Here is a 19068-nt window from a genome sequence, read left to right on the forward strand (position 1 = left end):
GGAATCAACAGCGGACGACCGGATGACGGAAGACCGGATTGCGGAAGAGCGGAGAGGTGATCAATGGGCGTGGCGGCGGGATCCTTCCCCAGTCCCGGCGAGGCGGGAGTGCCCCATCGCCCGGTGATGGACCGGGACGAGGTCGACCGTGCGCTGGCGCGGCTGGAGGCGGAGCACGAGGCGATCGAGACCTCGCTCCTCGCCCTCCAGGACCACGCGGGCCGCAGACTCCTCGAAGGCGCCGAGCTGACGGGTGCCACCAAGGACCGCTGGGCAGCCACCGAGCAGGCCATCACGCTGCTGTGGTCGTACTTCGACGCGTACGCCGCCGCCCTGCACGGCGCCCGTGAGCTGCGGGCGCGGCGGCGCTGGCCGAACCGGGACGACCTGGTCGAGCTGACCGACGTACTGCGCGGCGAGAGCGTGACCGTCGCCGGCGGTGCGTCCGGACAGCACGCGCCCGCGATCACCGGTCCCGCCAAGCTCTCCGAGCGGTTCACCCTGGCGGAGCTGGTGTCCCGGATGAACGATCTGTACGCCCAGTCGCTGGACATGGTCGTCACGGCCGACGCTGTGTGGTCGGCGCTGCCCGCCCGTATAGACCTCCTCGCGGCGGAGCTGGGGCGCACGCGTTCGCTGGCGTACTCCGTCGGTGTACGGCCCGGTGAGCACCCGGCGGGCGACGAGCTGGAGTCGATCACCCATGAGCTGACGACGCTACGCGCCCAGGTGGTGTCGGACCCACTGGCCTTCTGGCGTCCGGGTCTCGGCAGTTCGGCGCCGGGCGGCGGCCGCCCCGACACCGACCGCTACGACCGGGCGGCCCGCGCGCTGGAGGAGATCCGGCGCGAGATCGAGGCGGTGCTGACCGTACGGCAGGACGCCGAGCAGCGGCTGGTGCGGCTGCGCGACGTGCTGTCGCGTGCGGACCGCACGCTCACCGAGGCCCGGTCGGCGCGCGGAGAGGTCCTGGCGAAGATCGCCGCCTCCGAGGTGCCGGCGGTCGGCGGCCCGTCCACCGTGCTCCAGGAGCAGCTGGTGCTCGCGGCCGACTACCGCAGGCACGCCCAGTGGCACCGGCTCTCGCCGCTCCTGGAGTCCCTGGAGCGCGAGGCCGAGGACGAGCTGATGCGGGCGCGTGAGTCGTTGACGGCGGTCACGGCGCCTCTGGCGGTCCGCGCCGAGCTGCGCGGGCGCCTCGATGCGTACAAGGCGAAGGTCGCCCGACACGGCCTGGCGGAGGACCCCGTGCTGATCGAGCGGTACGACGCGGCCCGCCGCATGCTGTGGAGCGCGCCGTGCGATCTGCGCGTCGCCGAGCAGGCGGTGCTGCGCTATCAGCAGGCCGCGGCGGAGGTCCTCGTCCCGCGGCAGCAGTCCGGTCCCACGGACCACAGGGGGAACACATCATGAGCACGTGTCAGCGCCCCGGCTGCGAGGGGTCGTACGAAGACATGGGCGGCGGTGAGATGTACTGCGACACCTGCGGTCTCGCGCCCGTCGTGTCGCCGAACGGAAACCTGTCGTCTCCGCCTACCGGGATCGCGGCCGGCGGCAGGAGCAACAAGGGCAGCCAGAGCAACCAGGGCGCCCGGGGCAGCAACAGCACATCCTCACGCAGCGGTTCGGGGGCGTCCTCCCGGAGCTCCTCCCGCTCGTCACGGTCCTCCACTTCGCGCCGCTCGGTCTCCGGCCGCCTCTCCCGGTCCCTGTCGGGCGCCTCCGCCTCCCGGTCGGTCTCGGTCCGCAGTTCCGGTTCGTCGTCGGGGGCGTCCGGGCGCAACCGGCTGGGCGCGGGTCTTGTCTCCATACCGGACGTGCCGCGTCCCGACCCGCAGACCGCGGTGATGAAGAACCCGGAGGTCCCGGAGCGGAAGCGGTTCTGCTCGCGCTCCGACTGCGGGGCGCCGGTGGGGCGTTCGCGCGGTGAGCGGCCGGGCCGTACGGAAGGGTTCTGCACGAAGTGCGGGCACCCGTACTCCTTCGTGCCCAAGCTGGGCGCGGGCGACATCGTGCACGGCCAGTACGAGGTCATGGGCTGCCTGGCGCACGGCGGTCTCGGCTGGGTCTATCTCGCGGTCGACCGCGCCGTCTCCGACCGCTGGGTGGTCCTGAAGGGCCTGCTCGACACCGGCGACCAGGACGCGATGGCGGCGGCGATCTCGGAGCGGCGCTTCCTCGCCGAGATCGAGCACTCCAACATCGTCCGCATCTACAACTTCGTCGAGCACCTCGACCAGCGCACCGGTTCCATGGACGGCTACATCGTCATGGAGTACGTCGGCGGCAAGTCGCTCAAGGAGATCGCCAATGAGCGGCGCAGCGAGGCGGGCAAGCGGGATCCGCTGCCGGTCGAGCAGGCGTGTGCGTACGGCATCGAGGCGCTGGAGGCGCTGGGCCACCTGCACAGCAGGAACCTCCTCTACTGCGACTTCAAGGTCGACAACGCCATCCAGCAGCAGGACCAGCTGAAGCTCATCGACATGGGCGCGGTCCGCAGGATGGACGACGAGGAGAGCGCGATCTACGGCACGGTGGGCTATCAGGCCCCCGAGGTCGCCGAGGTGGGCCCGTCCGTCGCCTCCGACCTCTACACGGTGGCGCGCACGCTCGCCGTGCTGACCTTCGACTTCCAGGGCTACACGAACGTCTTCGTGGCCAGCCTGCCCGACCCCGAGCACATCGAGGTCTTCCGCACGTACGAGTCCTTCTACCGCCTCCTGGTCCGGGCCACCGACCCGGATCCGGCACGGCGGTTCGCGTCGGCGACGGAGATGGCGGAGCAGCTGACGGGCGTACTGCGGGAGGTGGTGGCTCTCCAGACGGGCCGCCCGCGCCCGTCCCTGTCGACCCTCTTCGGCCCCGAACTGCGGGTCACGGACACGCAGCTGTTCGCGGAACTGACGGGCGACGTGTCGCAGCTGGGCGGCCGGACGCTCCCGGAGGGACGGCGAGCACGCCGCGCGGCGGCGAAGGCGGTGGCCTCGGGCGGTGCTGGAGCGGGCGCCGCTCCCGGGCCGGTCCCGGTCGGCGCGGGCGCGTCGGCTGTCCCGGCGCAGGTCACGGGAGTAAGGCCGCTGCCCGGCGCGGCCGAGGGGTACGTCGGCGCGGAGCCGACGCACCGCAGCGGCGGCAGAGGCGCAGGCACAGGCACAGGCACCCCGCGCAGCAACGGCCCCGGCGGAGCTGGTGGTTACGGCGCAGGAGGCGCGGCGTACGGCGGAGGCGGGGCACCCGGCGGCGCATACCCGGGAGCGGGCTCGCAGCCCGGCGGATACCCGGCGCCCGGGGCACCCGCGGGCGGGCACGGTGGGGCCGGGGCACCCGGCGGCTGGGCCTCCGCAGCGGGCTCGCAGTTCGGGGCCTACGCCGGTCCGGGTGCCGGTACGTACACCGGTCCGGGGGCGTCGTCGCACGGTGGCGGGGGCGCTGCCGTTGCGTATGCCGCTACCCAGACCGCCGTTCCGGCACCCCGCGTCCCGCCGGGCGTAACGGCGGAGGCCTCCTACCTCGCGCCGCTCAAGGCGCGGGCCACTTCGCTCGCGCTGCCCGTGCCGCGCGTCGACCCGAACGACCCCAACGCCGGGTTCCTCGCGGGCCTGATGGCCTCCGCACCCGCCGAGCTGATCGCCGCGCTCCAGTCCGCGCCCGGTGACTCCGTCGAGCGGCGGCTGCGCGAGCTGCGTGCCCGGCTGGAGATGGGCGAACTGATCACCGCCGCCGATGCGTTGCAGGCGTTGGAGGTGCAGCACCCGGACGACTGGCGGGTCGTCTGGTACCGGGGCATCGCCTCCCTCGCCACAGGGGACAACGAGAACGCCGCGCTGTCCTTCGACGCGATCTACGACGCGTTCCCCGGCGAGGCCGCCCCCAAGCTCGCCCTCGCGGTCTGCGCCGAAGTCCTCGGCCAGCTGGACAACGCCGCCGAGTACTACCGACTCGTATGGACGACAGACCCGAGTTACGTGAGTGCGGCCTTCGGCCTTGCCCGCGTGCAGCTCGCCGCGGGCGACCGGCCCGGCGCCGTACGCACGCTGGAGTCCGTACCGGAGGCGTCGATCCACTACACGGCGGCCCGTGTCGCCGCTGTACGGGCACGCCTGCGGCGCCGCGCCGTGCAGGACCCGCTGATCGACGATCTGACGGCGGCCGCCACCCAGGTGGAGGCCCTGCAGAGCGTCGGTCTCGACGCCGTACGCCGTGAGCAGTTGTCCACAGAGGTGCTGGGCACAGCCCTCGACTGGGTACTCTCCGGTGGGCGCGGGGCTAGCCCCGCGCAGACCGCGCTGCTCGGCAGCCAACTGGACGAGCGCGGCCTGCGCTTCGGTCTGGAACGCTCGTACCGGGTGCTAGCCCGGCTCGCCCAGCGCGGCGAGGAGAGGATCGACCTGGTGGAACGGGCCAACCGTTTCCGCCCCCGGACCTGGGTGTGAATGATGTCGCAGATGCACCAGCAGCCTGCTGGGTCGGCCGCCTGTCCCGGCTGCGAGGAGCCGCTGGAGCCGGGTGACCTGTTCTGCGGTGCGTGCGGGTACGACCTGTCGGCCGTCCCGCCGATGCCGCAGGACCAGCCCACGGTGGCCATTTCGGTGGGGCCGCGCGCGGCAGCGGCGGGCAGCGCGGAGCTGTCCCCCGCCGCCGTACGGTATGACGACCCGCCCCAAGCCGCCCCTGCGGACGGCGACTTCGCCCTCCCCGCACCAGCAGCGGCACCGGTCCCCCCACCCGCGGCGGCGCCGGTCCCCCCACCCGCGCAGGCGCCCGTGGTCCCCGTACAGCCCGTCGACCCCCGCACCGCCGTGCCCGTGCCCGAGCCGACACCCCCGGCAGGAACGCCCGCCGCCAAGGTGTGCGTCGCCTGCCGCAGCGGCCGGATCGACGAGGACGGCTACTGCGAGAACTGCGGCCACGCCCAGCCCCGCGAGCGCGACCACATGGAGCAGGAGCTGGACGCCGTCGCGGCGGTCAGCGACCGGGGTCTGCGCCACCACCGGAACGAGGACTCCTTCGCGGTCTCCTCGGCGGCCCTGCCCGACGGGTCGCCGGCCGTCGTCGCGATCGTCTGCGACGGCGTGTCCTCGGCGACCCGCCCCGACGAGGCCTCGGCGGCCGCCGCGAGCGCCGCCAACGAGGCGCTCCTCGAATCCCTGCCGCGCGGCACTCACCCGCAGCAGGCGATGCACGAGGCGATCGTCGCGGCGGCCGAGTCGGTCAACTCCCTTGCCGTGGAACCCGGTCACACCAAGGAGCACGACCCCGACCACCACACGAACGCGCCCGCCTGCACCCTGGTCGGCGCGATCGTCGCGAGCGGACTGCTCGTCATCGGCTGGGTCGGCGACAGCCGCGTCTACTGGGTGCCCGACGACCGCACCGCACCGCCCGCCCGGCTCACCGAGGACGACTCGTGGGCGGCCCAGATGGTGGCTGCGGGCCTGATGAACGAGGCGGAGGCGTACGCCGACGAGCGCGCCCACGCGATCACCGGCTGGCTCGGCGCGGACGCGTACGAACTGGAGCCGCACACCGCCGCCTTCAAGCCGGACCGGCCGGGCGTGGTCGTCGTATGCACCGACGGCCTGTGGAACTACGCGGAGGCGGCACAGGAGATGGCGCGGGTCGCACCGGCCGACGCCGCCGACCGGCCGCTGCACTGCGCCCAGGTACTGGTGGGGCACGCACTCGACGGCGGGGGCCACGACAACGTAACAGTGGCGGTGCTGCCGTTCCCCGTACCGCCGCAAGGGGCAGGATCGGCCTACGGCACGGCGTAAGGCCCCTGTTCCCCTTCCTTCTGGAGTCCCGAGGAGCCAATTCGATGGCCAACTTCTCCAAGTCCCATGTGCCGCAATTCTCCGTCGACGTGTATCAGAACGAGTACCTGCCGGAGGGCGGTCGCGAGGTCAACGCGATCGTCACGGTCACCTCCACCGGGGGCGGTACGAGCGGCGCCTCGCTGCTCGCCGGGGCCGGCTCCTCGCCCGCGCACATACCGGGGCAGGGGCCGAGCGCGGCCGTTGTGATCATGGTCGACTGTTCGGGGTCGATGGACTACCCGCCGACCAAGATGCGCAACGCGCGGGACGCCACGGCAGCCGCCATCGACACCCTGCGCGACGGTGTCGCGTTCGCGGTGGTCGGCGGTACGCACATCGCCACGGAGGTCTACCCGGGCAACGGCGGCCTCGCGACCGCCGATCACCGGACCAGGGCCGAGGCCAAGGAGGCCCTGCGCAAGCTGAGCGCGGGCGGCGGCACGGCGATCGGCACGTGGCTGCGGCTGACGGACCGGCTGCTCGGCGCGGCCGAAGTCTCCATCCGGCACGGCATTCTGCTGACCGACGGGCGTAACGAGCACGAGAGCCCCGAGGACCTGCGGGCCGCGATCGACTCCTGCGTGGGGCGCTTCACCTGCGACGCCCGTGGCGTGGGTACGGACTGGGAGGTCAAGGAGGTCACCGGCATCGCATCGGCGCTGCTCGGCACGGCCGACATCGTCGCCGACCCGACGGGCCTGGCCGCGGACTTCACTCACATGATGGAGAACGCGATGGGCAAGGAGGTCGCGGACGTGGCGCTGCGGCTGTGGACGCCCGTCGGCGTGGAGATCAAGTTCGTCAAGCAGGTGGCGCCGGCGGTCGAGGACCTGACCGGCCGCCGCACCGAGGTGCCCCCGCGCGCGGGCGACTACCCGACGGGCTCGTGGGGCGACGAGTCGCGCGACTACCACGTGTGCGTGCAGGTCCCCGAGGCCGGCATCGGCCAGGAGATGCTGGCGGCCCGCGTCTCGCTCATCCTTCCCGACCCGTCGGGGGGTACGCCGCGAACGCTCTCCCAGGGTCTCGTACGGGCGGTGTGGACGGACGACATGGTCGCATCCACCTCTATAAACCCCCAGGTCGCGCACTACACGGGCCAGGCGGAACTGGCGCAAGTCATCCAACAGGGTCTTGATGCACGCAAGTCGGGCGACTTCGACGGGGCGACCGCGAAACTCGGCCGCGCGGTGCAGCTGGCGGCCGCTTCGGGGAACGCCGACACTGCGAAACTCCTTTCGAAGGTGGTGGACGTCGTCGACGCGACGACGGGTACTGTGCGACTCAAGGCGAAGGTCGCGGAGGCGGACGAGATGACCCTCGAGACGCGCTCCACCAAGACAGTTCGCGTGAAGAAATAACCAAGAAGCGACGAGAAGTACCGATTTGCGGCCTGCGGGCCGGACGAGAGAGGGGGAAGCGCCGACATGCCGACCTGCCCGAACGGACACCAGTCGGGTTCCGAAGACTGGTGCGAGGTCTGCGGCCATCGCATGGCCGGCGCCGTGCCGCCGCCTCCCCCGCCGCCGCCCGCCCCTGGTTACGGCTACCCGCAGGGCGCCCCGCCCCCCGGCTACCCGGGCCAGGACGCCACCCAGCAGGCGGAGATCTGCCCGCAGTGCCGGACGCCGCGCGAGGCGATGGCGCCGTTCTGCGAGGAGTGCCGCTGGAACTTCCTCACGAACACGGCAACCTCGTACACGCCGGTCGCCCCGCAGAACTCGGGCCAGGGCCCCGGGCCCGGCGGCCTCAACCTGCCGCCTGGTTTCCAGGCGCAGCAGCCCCCTCAGCCCCAGCACCCCCAGCCTCCGCAGCGGCAGGCGCCGCCGCAGGGGCCTCCTCCGCCGCCGCCCGCGCAGCCGCAGCAGACGCAGCAGCCTCGTGACCCGTACGAGTACCAGAGCTCGCGGCCGTCGCAGATCAACCGCCCCGCCGAGCCGCTGGCGCCCGAGCAGTCGGGGCACCAGGCCCCGCCGAGCCCGTTCCAGCAGCAGCCGGACACCTTCCAGCGGTCCGACGTCTTCCAGCAGCCCGCCGCTCCGTCGCCCCCGGCGTTCCAGCAGCAGGCGCCGCCGCCCGCGCCGCCGCAACAGCAACAGCCGCCGCAGCAGCAGCCGCAGGGCAATGGCAACGACGACTGGATGCTGCCCCCGCCGTCGCAACAGCAGCAACAGCAACAACCGCAGCACCAGCAGCAGATGCCCCAGCAGCACAGCCAGCCGACGGCTCCCGCGAGCTGGACGGCGACCGTGGGCCCCGACCGTGAGTACTTCATGGCGATGATGCAGCGCAGCGGCCCCGACGCGGCGGGCCTCAACCTGCCCGCGTACTCGCCCGAGCAGCAGCGCAGGCTCACCGGCAACCAGATCACCATCGGCCGCCGCCGCCACAGCACGGGCGAAGCCCCCGACATCGATCTGGCGGTACCGCCGGAGGACCCGGGCGTCTCGCACCAGCACGCGGTACTGGTCCAGCAGCCCGACGGCTCCTGGGCGGTGGTCGACCAGAACTCGACCAACGGCACGACGGTGAACGGCGCGGAGGAACCGATCCAGCCCTACGTCCCGATCCCGCTCCAGGACGGCGACCGGGTGCATGTCGGCGCCTGGACGACGATCACGGTGCGCCGGGGCTGAGGACCTTCCTCCAGGGGGTCTGGGGGCTTGCCCCCAGACCCCCTATCGCGTCGCACCACCCACCAGCGGCCACGCATACGGCCCCTGCGGGTCGTCCAGCCACGCCCACTCCCCCTCACCAGTGACCGTCACCCCGAACCGCTCCCGCTCCGGCCGCCGCTCCCGGTGCCACAGGGCGAGCGCCTCGTACGGGTCGAGGCTGCCCGCGGTCAGGCTCAGCATGAACTGGAAGAGGTCGTTCTCCATCGCCCTGCGCGGCAGTCCCCCCGCATACCTGGGAGCAGGCCCCGGCGAGCCGCCCCGCAGCGGGACGAAGTAGGCGGGCGTGTGCAGGAAGTGCCCCTCGGCGTGCGCGTCGTCCTGTACCACCAGCGCGATCAGCCCGGTCGCCAGCGGCGCCAGGATCCGCGCCCCGGGCCGGCACTGGGACAGCCAGTCACGCGGTACGGACGGCAGCGCGCACGTCGCGACGATCCTGTCGAAGGGCGCACGCGCGGGGCAGCCGCGCGCGCCGTCACCAGTCACCACCACCGGGTCGTAACCGGCCGCCTCCAGATGCTTGCGCGCCGACTCGGTGATCTCCGGGTCGAGGTCGACGGTGGTCACCAGCTCCCCGCCGAGCCGGTGGGCGAGGAGTGCCGCGTTGTAGCCGGTGCCCGCGCCGATCTCCAGTACGGCGTGCCCGCCCCGTACGTCCAGCTCTGTCAGCATTTTGGCCATCAGGGACGGCTGGCTGCTGGAGGAGATCAGCTCGCCGTCGCGCACGCGAGTGGCCAGGGGCGTGTCCTCGTACACCCCGCGCAGCCAGCGCGCCCGCCGTTCCGGATCGGGGTCCTCGCCCCACAGCCGCTCGTAGCCGGTCGCGCCGCCGACGAAGTAGTACGGCACGAAAAGGTGGCGCGGGACCTCCGTGAAGGCCGCGCGCCAGGCAGGGTCCTCCAGAACCCCGGCGGCCACCAGCTCCTGCACGAGCGCCGCGCGGGCCTCGGCGTACATGTCGACGTCAGCGCCCATAGGCCCACTGTCGCGCGGCGTGCGGCAGGAAGCGAGTACCAGTCCGGCCGATGGTCCTAGGCCGAAGGTCTTCGGCCGCCCGTCTGAGACCATGGACCCGTGAAAGAGATTCCGCGAGGCACGCTTCAGGAGCAGACCTTCTACGAGCGGGTCGGCGGCGAGGAGACCTTCCGGCGCCTGGTGCACCGCTTCTACCAGGGGGTCGCGGAGGATCCGCTGCTGCGGCCCATGTACCCGGAGGAGGATCTGGGCCCCGCCGAGGAGAGGCTTGCCCTCTTCCTGATGCAGTACTGGGGCGGCCCGCGTACGTACAGCGACGAGCGCGGCCATCCCCGCCTGCGGATGCGGCACGCGCCGTTCACCGTCGACAAGGCGGCTCACGACGCCTGGCTGAAGCACATGCGCGAGGCCGTCGAGGGGCTCGGCCTCTCCGAGGAGCACGAGCAGGAGCTGTGGGGGTACCTGACGTACGCCGCGGCTTCAATGGTGAACGCGGCAGACTGACGCGGGTGCGTGGGGGCTTGCGGGGGCTTGTTTTCTCCGACCCGCAGGCAACCCGCACCGCACCGCCGCCGAGCTAGACCGGCGCCACCGAAAGCGCCCCGAGCCCCGCCCGCCGCACAGCGATCGACCCGTACGGCGTACGAAGCCGAAGCCACGGCCCGGCCGCCAGCAAAGCGAGCGGCTCCGCACCGGCACCCTCACCGCCGCCGGCGGCCGAGGACACCCCGGCCCGCACCGGCCGCAAAAACCCCAGCGCCTGAGCCGCGTGCACCGCACGCAACGGCAGCCCGGACCCGCCCAGCTGCCGCGACCAGATCTCGTCCGCGAGCGCGTCGAGCCCCGCCCGGGTCCGCCGCTCCGGAGCCAACTCCTCGCTGCGAGCGCGGAATTCGCGGACCGCGGCAGCAGCCGCGCCCCGCAGATCATCCGCCGCCAGCTCGGCGACCCGCTTCCAGCCACCCTGCGGCGGCAGCACCCCGGCCCACGGCTTACCGGTCACCGCCGGCGGCACAGACACCAGCCCGCCCTGCTCGTCGATGCCCTCCAGGAGCTGCCCGGCCGACACGGTCGTGTCCAGTTCGACGGGCGCGGCGATCTCCACCGTACGGACGGCGAGCACGCCGCCCCCGAAGGGCGGCTGCCCGAAGACGGCCAGCGCCGATCCGTGCCCCTGCAGCCGTACGACCGCGGTCTTGTCCCAGTGGATCAGCCGGGCCAGGAAGGCGACGAGATCCGCCGCCTCCCCGGCATCGGCCGGCGCGAGACGCTGTGCCGTCATGCGGCCACGGCCTCCTGCTGACGATCCTGACCGTCGTCCAGGTACGCCTGGAGGAAGCGCTTCTCCTCCGCCGAGATACGACGGGGCCGCGCCGCTTCCAGGTCGTACGGCACGACGACGGTCGAGGCCCGTACGTACACGGTGTCCTCGTCCTTGATCTCGTACGCGATCGTCAGGGACGCCGCGCCTATCTTCGTGACCCAGGACTCGATGGTCACCGGCTCGTGCCGGTGGACCAGCGGCAGCTTGTAGTCGATCTCGTGCCGGGCCACGACGGACCCGCCGGAGAACGACGGCGAGCCGTCCCCCGGCGCCAGCCGGAACATGAAGTCGATCCGCGCTTCCTCCAGGTATCGGAGGAACACGACGTTGTTGACGTGCCCGAAGGCATCCATGTCCGACCAGCGCAGGGGGCAGGAGTAGATGTGCCGGCTCACATCAGCCCCGGGTGAGCTTCTTGTACGTCGCGCGGTGCGGGCGAGTCGCGTCCGCACCGAGGCGCTCGACCTTGTTCTTCTCGTACGACTCGAAGTTGCCCTCGAACCAGTACCACTTGGACTCGCCCTCGTAGGCGAGGATGTGCGTCGCCACTCGGTCGAGGAACCAGCGGTCGTGGGAGATGACCACGGCCGCACCGGGGAACTCGAGCAGCGCGTTCTCCAGGGACGACAGTGTCTCGACGTCGAGGTCGTTGGTCGGCTCGTCGAGGAGGAGCAGGTTGCCGCCCTCCTTGAGGGTCAGCGCCAGGTTGAGGCGGTTGCGCTCACCGCCCGACAGGACACCGGCCGGCTTCTGCTGGTCGGGGCCCTTGAAGCCGAAGGCGGAGACGTAGGCCCGCGAGGGCACCTCGACCTGACCGACATTGATGTAGTCCAGCTCGTCCGACACGACCGCCCAGAGGGTCTTCTTGGGGTCGATGTTGGCGCGGCTCTGGTCGACGTACGAGATCTTGACCGTCTCGCCGATCTTGACCTGGCCGGCGTCCGGCGTCTCCAGGCCCTGAAGCATCTTGAAGAGCGTGGTCTTGCCGGCGCCGTTGGGGCCGATGATGCCCACGATGCCGTTGCGCGGCAGCGTGAAGCTCAGGTCATCGATCAGAACCTTCTCGCCGAACGCCTTCGACAGGTTCTCGACCTCGACGACGATCGAACCGAGACGCGGGCCCGGCGGAATCTGGATCTCCTCGAAGTCCAGCTTCCGCATCTTGTCCGCCTCGGCGGCCATTTCCTCGTAACGGGCAAGACGCGCCTTGGACTTGGTCTGCCGCCCCTTGGCGTTCGACCGCACCCACTCCAGCTCGTCCTTGAGCCGCTTCTGCCGCTTCTCGTCCTTACGGCCCTCGACCTTGAGGCGGGCCTGCTTCTTCTCCAGATACGTGGAGTAGTTGCCCTCATAGGCGATGGCACGGCCGCGGTCGAGCTCAAGGATCCACTCGGCGACGTTGTTCAAGAAGTACCGGTCGTGAGTGACGGCGATGACGCAGCCCGCGTACTTCGAGAGGTGCTGCTCCAGCCAGTTCACCGACTCGGCGTCGAGGTGGTTGGTGGGCTCGTCGAGGAGGAGCAGGTCGGGGGCCTCGATCAGCAGCTTGCAGAGCGCGACGCGGCGCTTCTCGCCACCGGAGAGGTTGGTGACGGGCCAGTCGCCGGGCGGGCAGCCCAGCGCGTCCATGGCCTGCTCCAGCTGACCGTCGAGGTCCCAGGCGTTGGAGTGGTCCAGGTCCTCCTGGAGCTTGCCCATCTCGTCCATCAGGGCGTCCGAGTAGTCGGTCGCCATGAGCTCGGCGACCTCGTTGAAGCGCTGGAGCTTGCCCATGATCTCGGCGGCGCCGTCCTGGACGTTCTCCAGGACCGTCTTGGACTCGTCGAGCTTCGGCTCCTGCATGAGGATGCCGACGCTGTATCCGGGCGACAGGAACGCGTCACCGTTGGACGGCTGCTCCAGGCCGGCCATGATCTTCAGCACCGTGGACTTACCGGCACCGTTGGGACCCACCACACCGATTTTCGCGCCGGGCAGGAAGCTCAGCGTGACGTCGTCAAGGATGACCTTGTCGCCGTGCGCCTTGCGCGTCTTGCGCATCGTGTAGATGTACTCAGCCAAGAGAAACCGTCCGGCAATCGATGTGTGGGCAGATACACCCCATCTTGCCTGACGTCCATCCCCTGACGGAAACGGGTATGCCAACGGCCCCGGTGCGCCAAAGGGCAACCGGGGCCGCTGTCACCGCTCGGTCACCGAGCGCTGCCGTACTGCACCTGTCCCTACTCGTCGTCCGAAGGTGCCTTCTTCTTGCGGAGCAGGAAGACCGCGGCGCCGCCGGCCACGACGAACGCGATCGCCACGCCCGCGATCATCGGCGTCGCGTCGGAGCTCCCGGTCTCGGCGAGGTCCAGGCCTTCGTCGACGGGGATGTCACCGGCCGTGGCCGGGCTGGGGCGGTTTTGGGGCTGGCCCATGGTGCCGGTGGTCGCGGCGACGGAGGTCTTGCAGTCGAGGACGCCCTTGAAGTTCTTGCTGAAGCCGCCCGGGCCCTTGATCGTGAAGTCGTACGCCTGGTCCTCCTGGACCGGGATGGTCACGGTGCGCGACTGGCCGGCTCCGATGGTGTGCTTGAAGCTCATGAGCTCGAAGCTGAACGGCTCGTCGCCCTTGTTGCTCGCGGTGATGTCCACGCCGCCCTCGGCGCAGTTCTTCCTGGCGGAGAGTGCCGGGACGGCGCCCTTCTTGGCCCACGTGGCCGTGGCACCGGCCGAGACGGTGGACTCGCTGGAGCCGGCCAGGATCTGCGTCTGGCTCTGCGTGACGCCCGAGAAGGCGCGGCCGACCGGCACCGAGGTGGTGGCCTGAACCGTCAGCGAGGACGAGCCGTCGGCGGCGTCGGCGGGGACGTCGAAGTACAGCTCGCTGCCGTTGACGGCAGTGGTGACGGGCTCGCCGTCCTTGCCGACGATCTTGACACCGTCGGCGCTGCCGGAGGTGATGGCGGGCGGGGCCACGGTGACGCGGTCCGCGTTGGTACGGACGGTGACCGGGCCGAGCTTCTTTCCTGCCTTGCCGGAGACCGCGTTCGGCTCCAGCGTCAGGGACGCGGCGGGCTCGGCGGCGCCGCGCGCGTTCTTCTCCAGGAAGTCGGCGAGCTTCTCGGCCTTGGGGTCGACCGCGTCGACCTTGACGTGGTCGGAGTACCGCCAGATCGCGACCTGGGTGCCCGCCGCGGCCGTCTGCTCGGTGAGCGAGTCGACCCCGGCCCGCGCGGCCAGCGCACTCAGGTCGTCCACCTGGGGGTACGAGTGCTCCAGGATCCAGCGGATCTTGCCGGCGTCCCGGTTGCCGCCGAGCGAGGTCTGGTCCCAGGAGGTCTCCAGGTACTTCGCCTGCCCCTGCGTCGGGCGGTGGATGTCGATGCAGTACGTCTTGAGCGTGCCCCCGCCGTCGACGGTCATCTCGAACAGGCCGGCGGAGATCTGCTGGTCACCGCCGTCCGCGTGGATGACGGCCTTGTCGTAGGTGGTCAGCCCGTCGAGCGTGGCTGCCGCCCCGCCCTGGTGCTGCGGTGCCTCTTCCGCTGCGGCGGGACCCGCAGCGGCTATCGCACCGGCCGCGACGAGGCCCGAAGCCACGACCGCGGCGGCGAGACGGGCGGAGCCCCGCCGCCGTACAGGGCGTCCGGAAGACGCAGAGCGCGCAGAAAATGCCGAGAGCGCAGAAAACACAGAATTCCCCTTCGGGCGAGGCTCCTTCGCATGGGTGATGCGAGCGTGGGGGAGCGCCTCGCCGGCAGACTCAAGTGCCCCGTGAGTATCCGGGAATCCTAGGGACGCGTGGGACGGCAGCCGCCTGTCATGCCGTCACATAACCATTCCGACTCGGAATTGTTATCGCCAACAGCCCTCTGAGCTGGGCCTGTCGACAAATCACCGTAGGAATCGGCCGGTCGTGAGGGTCAGGTCACGTCAGGGCACCGGTGTCCTCGGGCGGTTCTCCAGCAGGGCCGGATCCCCCTTCACCACCCGCCTGAAGGCCGAAGTCCCGCGCGTCATGTCGTGCCCCACAGTCAGGGCCTCGATGTCCGCGGAGAACCTTCGTTGACCGTCTTTCTCCTCGTCCCGCACCCTCAATCGCCCATATACGACCAGTGGTTCACCGACCGAGAGCGACCCGGCAAGGTTCGTCGCGAGCGCCCGCCGCGCCCACACCGTGTAGAAGCTGGAGTGCCCGTCCGCCCAGCTCTCCTTCTGCCGGTCCCAGTACCGCGCCGTCACCGCGAACCGGAACCGCGCCACCCCGCCCGCCGCCGAGTCCCGGTAGTCCACGCCCGTCGCGACATTGCCCACCAACGTCACCCAGGTGTCACTCATGCCGTCCGCCCCCGTCCGTCATCCGCCGGTCATCCATCCATGAGGCTCCAGCGCCTCGATCGATCTGATCCCATGCTGGACCGGACGCGCCGTGCACGCTGGAGCCTGTGGGCTACCTCCCGGTTGTGGACAACCCCGTCACCGCCACGTACTGCTCCCGCACCTCCCGGTACCGCATCAGCTCCGCCGACACCGGATCCAGTACGCGCGCCCGCCCGCACCCGGCGGCCGCCTCCCGCAGCCGCCGCCCGGCCTCCTGCCCGTACCGCCGCGCAGGCCCCCTGGCCGCCACCGAGCAGGACCACTCCACCACCGGGCCGCCGATGATCCCGGCCAGCATCACCAGAACGGGTGGCAGCAGACCCGGCTCCAGTACGCCGACGATCTGGCCCACCAGCCACAGCCCGCCGAAGATCTGAAGCAGCGTCATCGAAGCCTGTGCGAGCACCGCGAGCGGCCACCACGCGGGCCTGGGCGGCCTGTCGCGCGGCAGGCCGGCCTGTACCGCCAGTACGTCCAGTTCCTCCGGCAGCCCCGCCGCGCCGCGCACCGCCGCCTCCCGTACCGCCTGCGCCCAGGGTGCGGGCAACCCGGCCGCCGCCTCGTCCGCCACCTTGCGTACGGCCTGCTCGACGCGCTGCCTGGCGGTGACCTCCTCGTCGGCCGGGGTCTGCCGGCCTGCCGGATCAGTGCCGGCCCCCGGCTCGCGCCTCGCCTCGTACCAGCGCCACAGCTTCAGCCACGGCGTCCCGCACGCCGTCCCCGCGTTCCTGGTCCATTCGCGCTCCGCCGCCTCGGCCACCGCCGTCGCGCCCACGGCCTGCGCGAGCCGTTCCGTGAAGTGGGCGCGGGCCCGCTCGTCGAGCTCGGGGCGCCGTCCGTCGGCGACGTAGACCGGGCGCAGCCGGGCCGCCGCCGCGCTCACGTCGGCGGACAGGCGCCGCGCCGGTGCGGTGCGCTCCTGTACGAACTGGCCGAGCATCTCGCGCAGTTCCCCCACGCCGTGCCCGGTCAGGGCCGACAGCGACAGCACCGTGGCGCCGGGCTCGCCGTGCTCGCCCACCGCCATGCCGTCCTCGTCCAGCAGCCTGCGCAGGTCGTCGAGCACCTGGTCGGCGGCGTCCCCCGGCAGCCGGTCCACCTGGTTGAGCACCACGAAGGTGATCTCCGCGTGTCCGGCGAGCGGCCGCAGATAGCGCTCGTGGAGCACGACATCGGCGTACTTCTCCGGATCGACGACCCAGATCACCGCGTCGACCAGCTTGAGCACCCGGTCCACCTGGTCGCGGTGGGCGGTCATCGCCGAGTCGTGATCGGGGAGATCGACGAGCACGAGCCCGTCCAGCGCCTCGTCGCGCTCACGGCCGAGCGCGGGCCTGCGGCGCAGCCGTCCCGGGATGCCGATGCGGTCCAGCAGCCCGGCCGCGCCGTCCGTCCAGCTGCACGCGATGGGGGCGGAGGTGGTCGGCCTGCGCAGGCCCGTGTCGGAGATCTGCACACCGGCGAGCGCGTTGAAGAGCGTCGACTTGCCGCTGCCCGTGGCGCCCGCGATGGCGACGACGGTGTGCCGCGCCGAGAGCCGCTGCCGGGCCGCGGCCTCGTCGAGCACCCGGCCGGCCTCGTCGAGGGTGCCGCCTTCGATGCGGGTACGGGAGAGCCCCACCAGCTCGCGCAGGGCGTCGAGGCGTCCGCGCAGTACGCCGCCGTACGTGTCACCGCCCGGCAGTTCGTCGTACGCCTCGGGGGTCTCGGGCGCGTCGGGCCCGGAATCGTCGGACGAGACGGCCGCTTCCGCGACACGCCGTGCGATCAGCCCGTCGTCCCAACGCCCTTCGCCACCGTCATCACTCTCACTCTCATCACGTTCATCACGCTCGTCACCGTGATCGGTCCGGTCAGTAACAGCGGTCACCGGGAGTCACTTCTCCTTCTGCAGTACGGAGAGCGCGGCGATCAGCTCGGCCTGCGGCTCCGGAGTAACTTCGAGGGCGTCGAGCGGCGCGAGCCTGAAGTCCCGTTCGGCATTCAGTACGCCGTCGATGTACGTCGTGAGCAGTGCCCCGCCCTTGTCGCGCAGCCGCGTTGCGCTGATCGCACCGATCCGCTCGGCCAGCCGTTCCCCGGCGCTGCGCGTCCGCCGCCCGCCCAGCAGGGTGGCCGCGAGGAGCGACGCGACGGTCTCGGGGTCGGGGGCGGGTGGCCGCTCCATGTCCCGTACCTCTTCCTCGGCCAGCTCTTCGAGCACCCGGCGCCAGCGCCGCACGGCCATCCCGATCCGCTCGCCCGCCTCCATGTCGGTGGCGCCGATCGCCACCCCGCCCGCCGCGGGCTCGCGCGCCCACGCCTCGTGGACGTGCTCCTCGGCGGCGGCCACGGCGCACTCCAGGAGCGCGGTGAGGCTCCCGGTGAGCGAGTCGAGGAGCTCGCGGGCGTTGCTGTCCAGCGGGTAGCCGCGCCAGCGCGTGAGGGCGTCTCCGGCCAGTACAGCGCCGCTCTGGAGCCTTCGACGTACCCGAGCGCCCTCCTTCTCGTACGCCCCCTCCACAGCCGTCGTGAGCCGCACAGAAGCGGCGTACTGCGCGGCGACGGCCGAGGCGAGCTCGGGCATCCGGGTGTTGAGGGAATCGAAGACCCCCGAGGCGGTACGGCCCACCGCCTGCTGTCTGGCCGCCGGGTCGTGCACCCGGTGCGCCAGCCAGGCGCGCAGCGGCGCGACGGCGGTGGACGGCAGGAGCCCGCTGCCGCCGCCGGCGGATTCGGGCAGCTCGGGGATGGTGAACCGGGGCACGTCACCGAGCCCGGCCTTGGTGAGCAGCGCCCCGTACTGCTGCGACACCTCGGCGACGACCTGGTGGGGCACCCGGTCGAGGACGGTGACGAGGGTGGCGTCGTACTCCTTTGCGGTACGGAGCAGATGCCACGGGACGGCGTCGGCGTACCGGCAAGCGGTGGTCACCATCACCCACACGTCGGCGGCGCAGATCAGTTCGGCGGCCAGTTCGCGATTGCGCGCAACGAGGGAATCGATGTCGGGCGCGTCGAGCAGCGCGAGCCCGCGCGGCAGCGTCGCCACGGTCTCCACCCGCAGCGCACGCCCCTCGGCCTCGGCCCGCGCCCAGTCGGCCCGCTGAGCCCTCTTCTCGCCGCCCGGAGGCACCGATACGCGCGTGAGCTGCGGCAGCACACGCAATTCCGAGAACCACTGCTGATCGTCCGGATGGCATACGAGCACGGGCGTCCGCGTCGTTGGCCGCAGCACGCCGGCTTCGCTGACGCGCCTGCCCACCAGGGAGTTGACGAGCGTCGACTTGCCGGAGCCGGTGGACCCGCCGATGACGGCGAGCAGCGGTGCCTCGGGCTGTTTGAGCCGGGGCACCAGATAGTCGTCGAGCTGCGCCAGCAGCTCGACCCGCGCCTGCCGCGCACGCGGAGCCCCCGGAAGAGGGAGCGGCAGGCGCACGGCGGCGACACGGTCGCGCAGGGCGGAGAGTGCGTCGATCAGCTGAGGCCGTGCGTCCAAGGTCACCACATGCGAAGAATGCCCAATTTTGCCGTCTTTTAGAAGCCTAAAGGGATCTCTGCGCGCCGATTGTCGGCCAGGGACAGACGGGACGAGTGGGGCGCAGGCATAACGAGTGCACAACACCCGGGACGCCAGGCGTCAAAAGCGGTGCACGATTCGCACTCGCCTGCGATTATCGGGAGCGCTTCACTGAACCTCCACATCGTGTCACGCAGCTGAAGCAACCGGCCCAAGGCGATCGGAGCCCTATCCTTGTCCCCGGCAAGGTCCAGGACCTCCCAGCCCGGGGCCCCGGACCACCGAGGCCACGATCTGGCCCCCGTAGCTCAGTGGATAGAGCAGGCGCCTTCTAAGCGCTTGGCCGCAGGTTCGAGTCCTGCCGGGGGCGCCAACGCCCAGCCCTCCCTCGGGGAGGGCTTTTTTGCTGGTCAGCCGA

The 19068-nt window shown here is 71.5% G+C and carries 14 protein-coding genes and 1 tRNA gene; 7 read left to right on the top strand and 8 right to left on the bottom strand.

Annotation, left to right across the window (positions count from 1 at the left end; all coding sequences use genetic code 11):
• Nucleotides 1-63 precede the first annotated feature (63 nt).
• The 5 genes from J7I98_RS05070 to J7I98_RS05090 all read left to right on the top strand — a co-directional run bounded on the left by J7I98_RS05070 (nucleotide 64) and on the right by J7I98_RS05090 (nucleotide 8452).
• Nucleotides 64-1413 (top strand): hypothetical protein, encoded by a 1350-nt coding sequence (locus tag J7I98_RS05070; RefSeq protein ID WP_214918867.1) that lies wholly within the window; start codon nucleotides 64-66, stop codon nucleotides 1411-1413.
• Nucleotides 1410-4433 carry a serine/threonine-protein kinase gene (locus J7I98_RS05075; protein ID WP_214918895.1) on the top strand — a complete coding sequence of 1008 codons (3024 nt, stop codon included), beginning with the start codon at nucleotides 1410-1412 and terminating at the stop codon, nucleotides 4431-4433. The genes J7I98_RS05070 and J7I98_RS05075 overlap by 4 nt, the downstream gene beginning before the upstream one ends.
• Before the next feature lie 3 nt (nucleotides 4434-4436).
• Complete coding sequence (locus J7I98_RS05080; protein WP_214918898.1) at nucleotides 4437-5774, top strand: protein phosphatase 2C domain-containing protein; 1338 nt, start codon at nucleotides 4437-4439, stop codon at nucleotides 5772-5774.
• A gap of 44 nt (nucleotides 5775-5818) precedes the next feature.
• Entirely contained in the window at nucleotides 5819-7177 is a 1359-nt protein-coding gene (locus tag J7I98_RS05085) for a VWA domain-containing protein (RefSeq protein WP_214918901.1), read from the top strand.
• A gap of 66 nt (nucleotides 7178-7243) precedes the next feature.
• Complete coding sequence (locus tag J7I98_RS05090; protein ID WP_214918904.1) at nucleotides 7244-8452, top strand: FHA domain-containing protein; 1209 nt, start codon at nucleotides 7244-7246, stop codon at nucleotides 8450-8452.
• A gap of 42 nt (nucleotides 8453-8494) precedes the next feature.
• On the opposite strand, the gene J7I98_RS05095 is transcribed toward J7I98_RS05090, so the two are convergent.
• On the bottom strand, nucleotides 8495-9466 hold the full coding sequence (locus J7I98_RS05095; protein WP_214918907.1) for a methyltransferase domain-containing protein: 972 nt from the start codon (nucleotides 9464-9466) through the stop codon (nucleotides 8495-8497).
• A gap of 99 nt (nucleotides 9467-9565) precedes the next feature.
• Between J7I98_RS05095 and J7I98_RS05100 the strand changes: the two genes are divergently transcribed.
• Nucleotides 9566-9970, top strand: coding sequence for a globin (locus J7I98_RS05100; RefSeq protein ID WP_214918921.1), 405 nt, complete (start codon nucleotides 9566-9568; stop codon nucleotides 9968-9970).
• A 73-nt stretch (nucleotides 9971-10043) separates the two neighbouring features.
• Here the strand turns inward: J7I98_RS05100 and J7I98_RS05105 are convergent, their stop codons facing one another.
• The 7 genes from J7I98_RS05105 to J7I98_RS05135 form a co-directional block, all read right to left on the bottom strand.
• Nucleotides 10044-10748 (bottom strand): hypothetical protein, encoded by a 705-nt coding sequence (locus J7I98_RS05105; RefSeq protein ID WP_214918935.1) that lies wholly within the window; start codon nucleotides 10746-10748, stop codon nucleotides 10044-10046.
• Nucleotides 10745-11185 carry a thioesterase family protein gene (locus tag J7I98_RS05110; RefSeq protein ID WP_214918938.1) on the bottom strand — a complete coding sequence of 147 codons (441 nt, stop codon included), beginning with the start codon at nucleotides 11183-11185 and terminating at the stop codon, nucleotides 10745-10747. The genes J7I98_RS05105 and J7I98_RS05110 overlap by 4 nt, the downstream gene beginning before the upstream one ends.
• A gap of 1 nt (nucleotide 11186) precedes the next feature.
• The gene (gene ettA / locus J7I98_RS05115; RefSeq protein ID WP_214918955.1) at nucleotides 11187-12851 is read right to left on the bottom strand and encodes an energy-dependent translational throttle protein EttA; all 1665 of its coding nucleotides are present in this window, start codon (nucleotides 12849-12851) and stop codon (nucleotides 11187-11189) included.
• Nucleotides 12852-13012: 161 nt separating this feature from the next.
• Nucleotides 13013-14371: a Cys-Gln thioester bond-forming surface protein gene (locus tag J7I98_RS05120; protein WP_308377670.1), complete on the bottom strand. Its 1359-nt coding sequence runs from the start codon at nucleotides 14369-14371 to the stop codon at nucleotides 13013-13015.
• Nucleotides 14372-14704: 333 nt separating this feature from the next.
• Nucleotides 14705-15109 carry a single-stranded DNA-binding protein gene (locus J7I98_RS05125; RefSeq protein ID WP_214918970.1) on the bottom strand — a complete coding sequence of 135 codons (405 nt, stop codon included), beginning with the start codon at nucleotides 15107-15109 and terminating at the stop codon, nucleotides 14705-14707.
• A 112-nt stretch (nucleotides 15110-15221) separates the two neighbouring features.
• Nucleotides 15222-17021 (bottom strand): GTPase, encoded by a 1800-nt coding sequence (locus J7I98_RS05130; protein ID WP_214918973.1) that lies wholly within the window; start codon nucleotides 17019-17021, stop codon nucleotides 15222-15224.
• A 6-nt stretch (nucleotides 17022-17027) separates the two neighbouring features.
• Nucleotides 17028-18629, bottom strand: coding sequence for a dynamin family protein (locus J7I98_RS05135; protein ID WP_214918975.1), 1602 nt, complete (start codon nucleotides 18627-18629; stop codon nucleotides 17028-17030).
• 318 nt (nucleotides 18630-18947) lie between these two features.
• On the opposite strand from J7I98_RS05135, the gene J7I98_RS05140 reads away from it, so the two are divergent.
• A tRNA-Arg gene (locus J7I98_RS05140) sits at nucleotides 18948-19023 on the top strand.
• Nucleotides 19024-19068: the final 45 nt, after the last annotated feature.

Origin of the sequence: Streptomyces sp. ISL-98 (genome assembly GCF_018614055.1) — a bacterium.
Lineage (GTDB): Bacteria > Actinomycetota > Actinomycetes > Streptomycetales > Streptomycetaceae > Streptomyces > Streptomyces spiramyceticus.

What these genes read in the sequence shown, in the direction of transcription:
- J7I98_RS05070 (WP_214918867.1), top strand. Translation starts at nt 64, where the DNA reads ATGGGCGTGGCGGCGGGATCCTTCCCCAGTCCCGGCGAGGCGGGAGTG.
- J7I98_RS05075 (WP_214918895.1), top strand. Translation starts at nt 1,410, where the DNA reads ATGAGCACGTGTCAGCGCCCCGGCTGCGAGGGGTCGTACGAAGACATG.
- J7I98_RS05080 (WP_214918898.1), top strand. Translation starts at nt 4,437, where the DNA reads ATGTCGCAGATGCACCAGCAGCCTGCTGGGTCGGCCGCCTGTCCCGGC.
- J7I98_RS05085 (WP_214918901.1), top strand. Translation starts at nt 5,819, where the DNA reads ATGGCCAACTTCTCCAAGTCCCATGTGCCGCAATTCTCCGTCGACGTG.
- J7I98_RS05090 (WP_214918904.1), top strand. Translation starts at nt 7,244, where the DNA reads ATGCCGACCTGCCCGAACGGACACCAGTCGGGTTCCGAAGACTGGTGC.
- J7I98_RS05095 (WP_214918907.1), bottom strand. Translation starts at nt 9,466, where the DNA reads ATGGGCGCTGACGTCGACATGTACGCCGAGGCCCGCGCGGCGCTCGTG.
- J7I98_RS05105 (WP_214918935.1), bottom strand. Translation starts at nt 10,748, where the DNA reads ATGACGGCACAGCGTCTCGCGCCGGCCGATGCCGGGGAGGCGGCGGAT.
- J7I98_RS05125 (WP_214918970.1), bottom strand. Translation starts at nt 15,109, where the DNA reads ATGAGTGACACCTGGGTGACGTTGGTGGGCAATGTCGCGACGGGCGTG.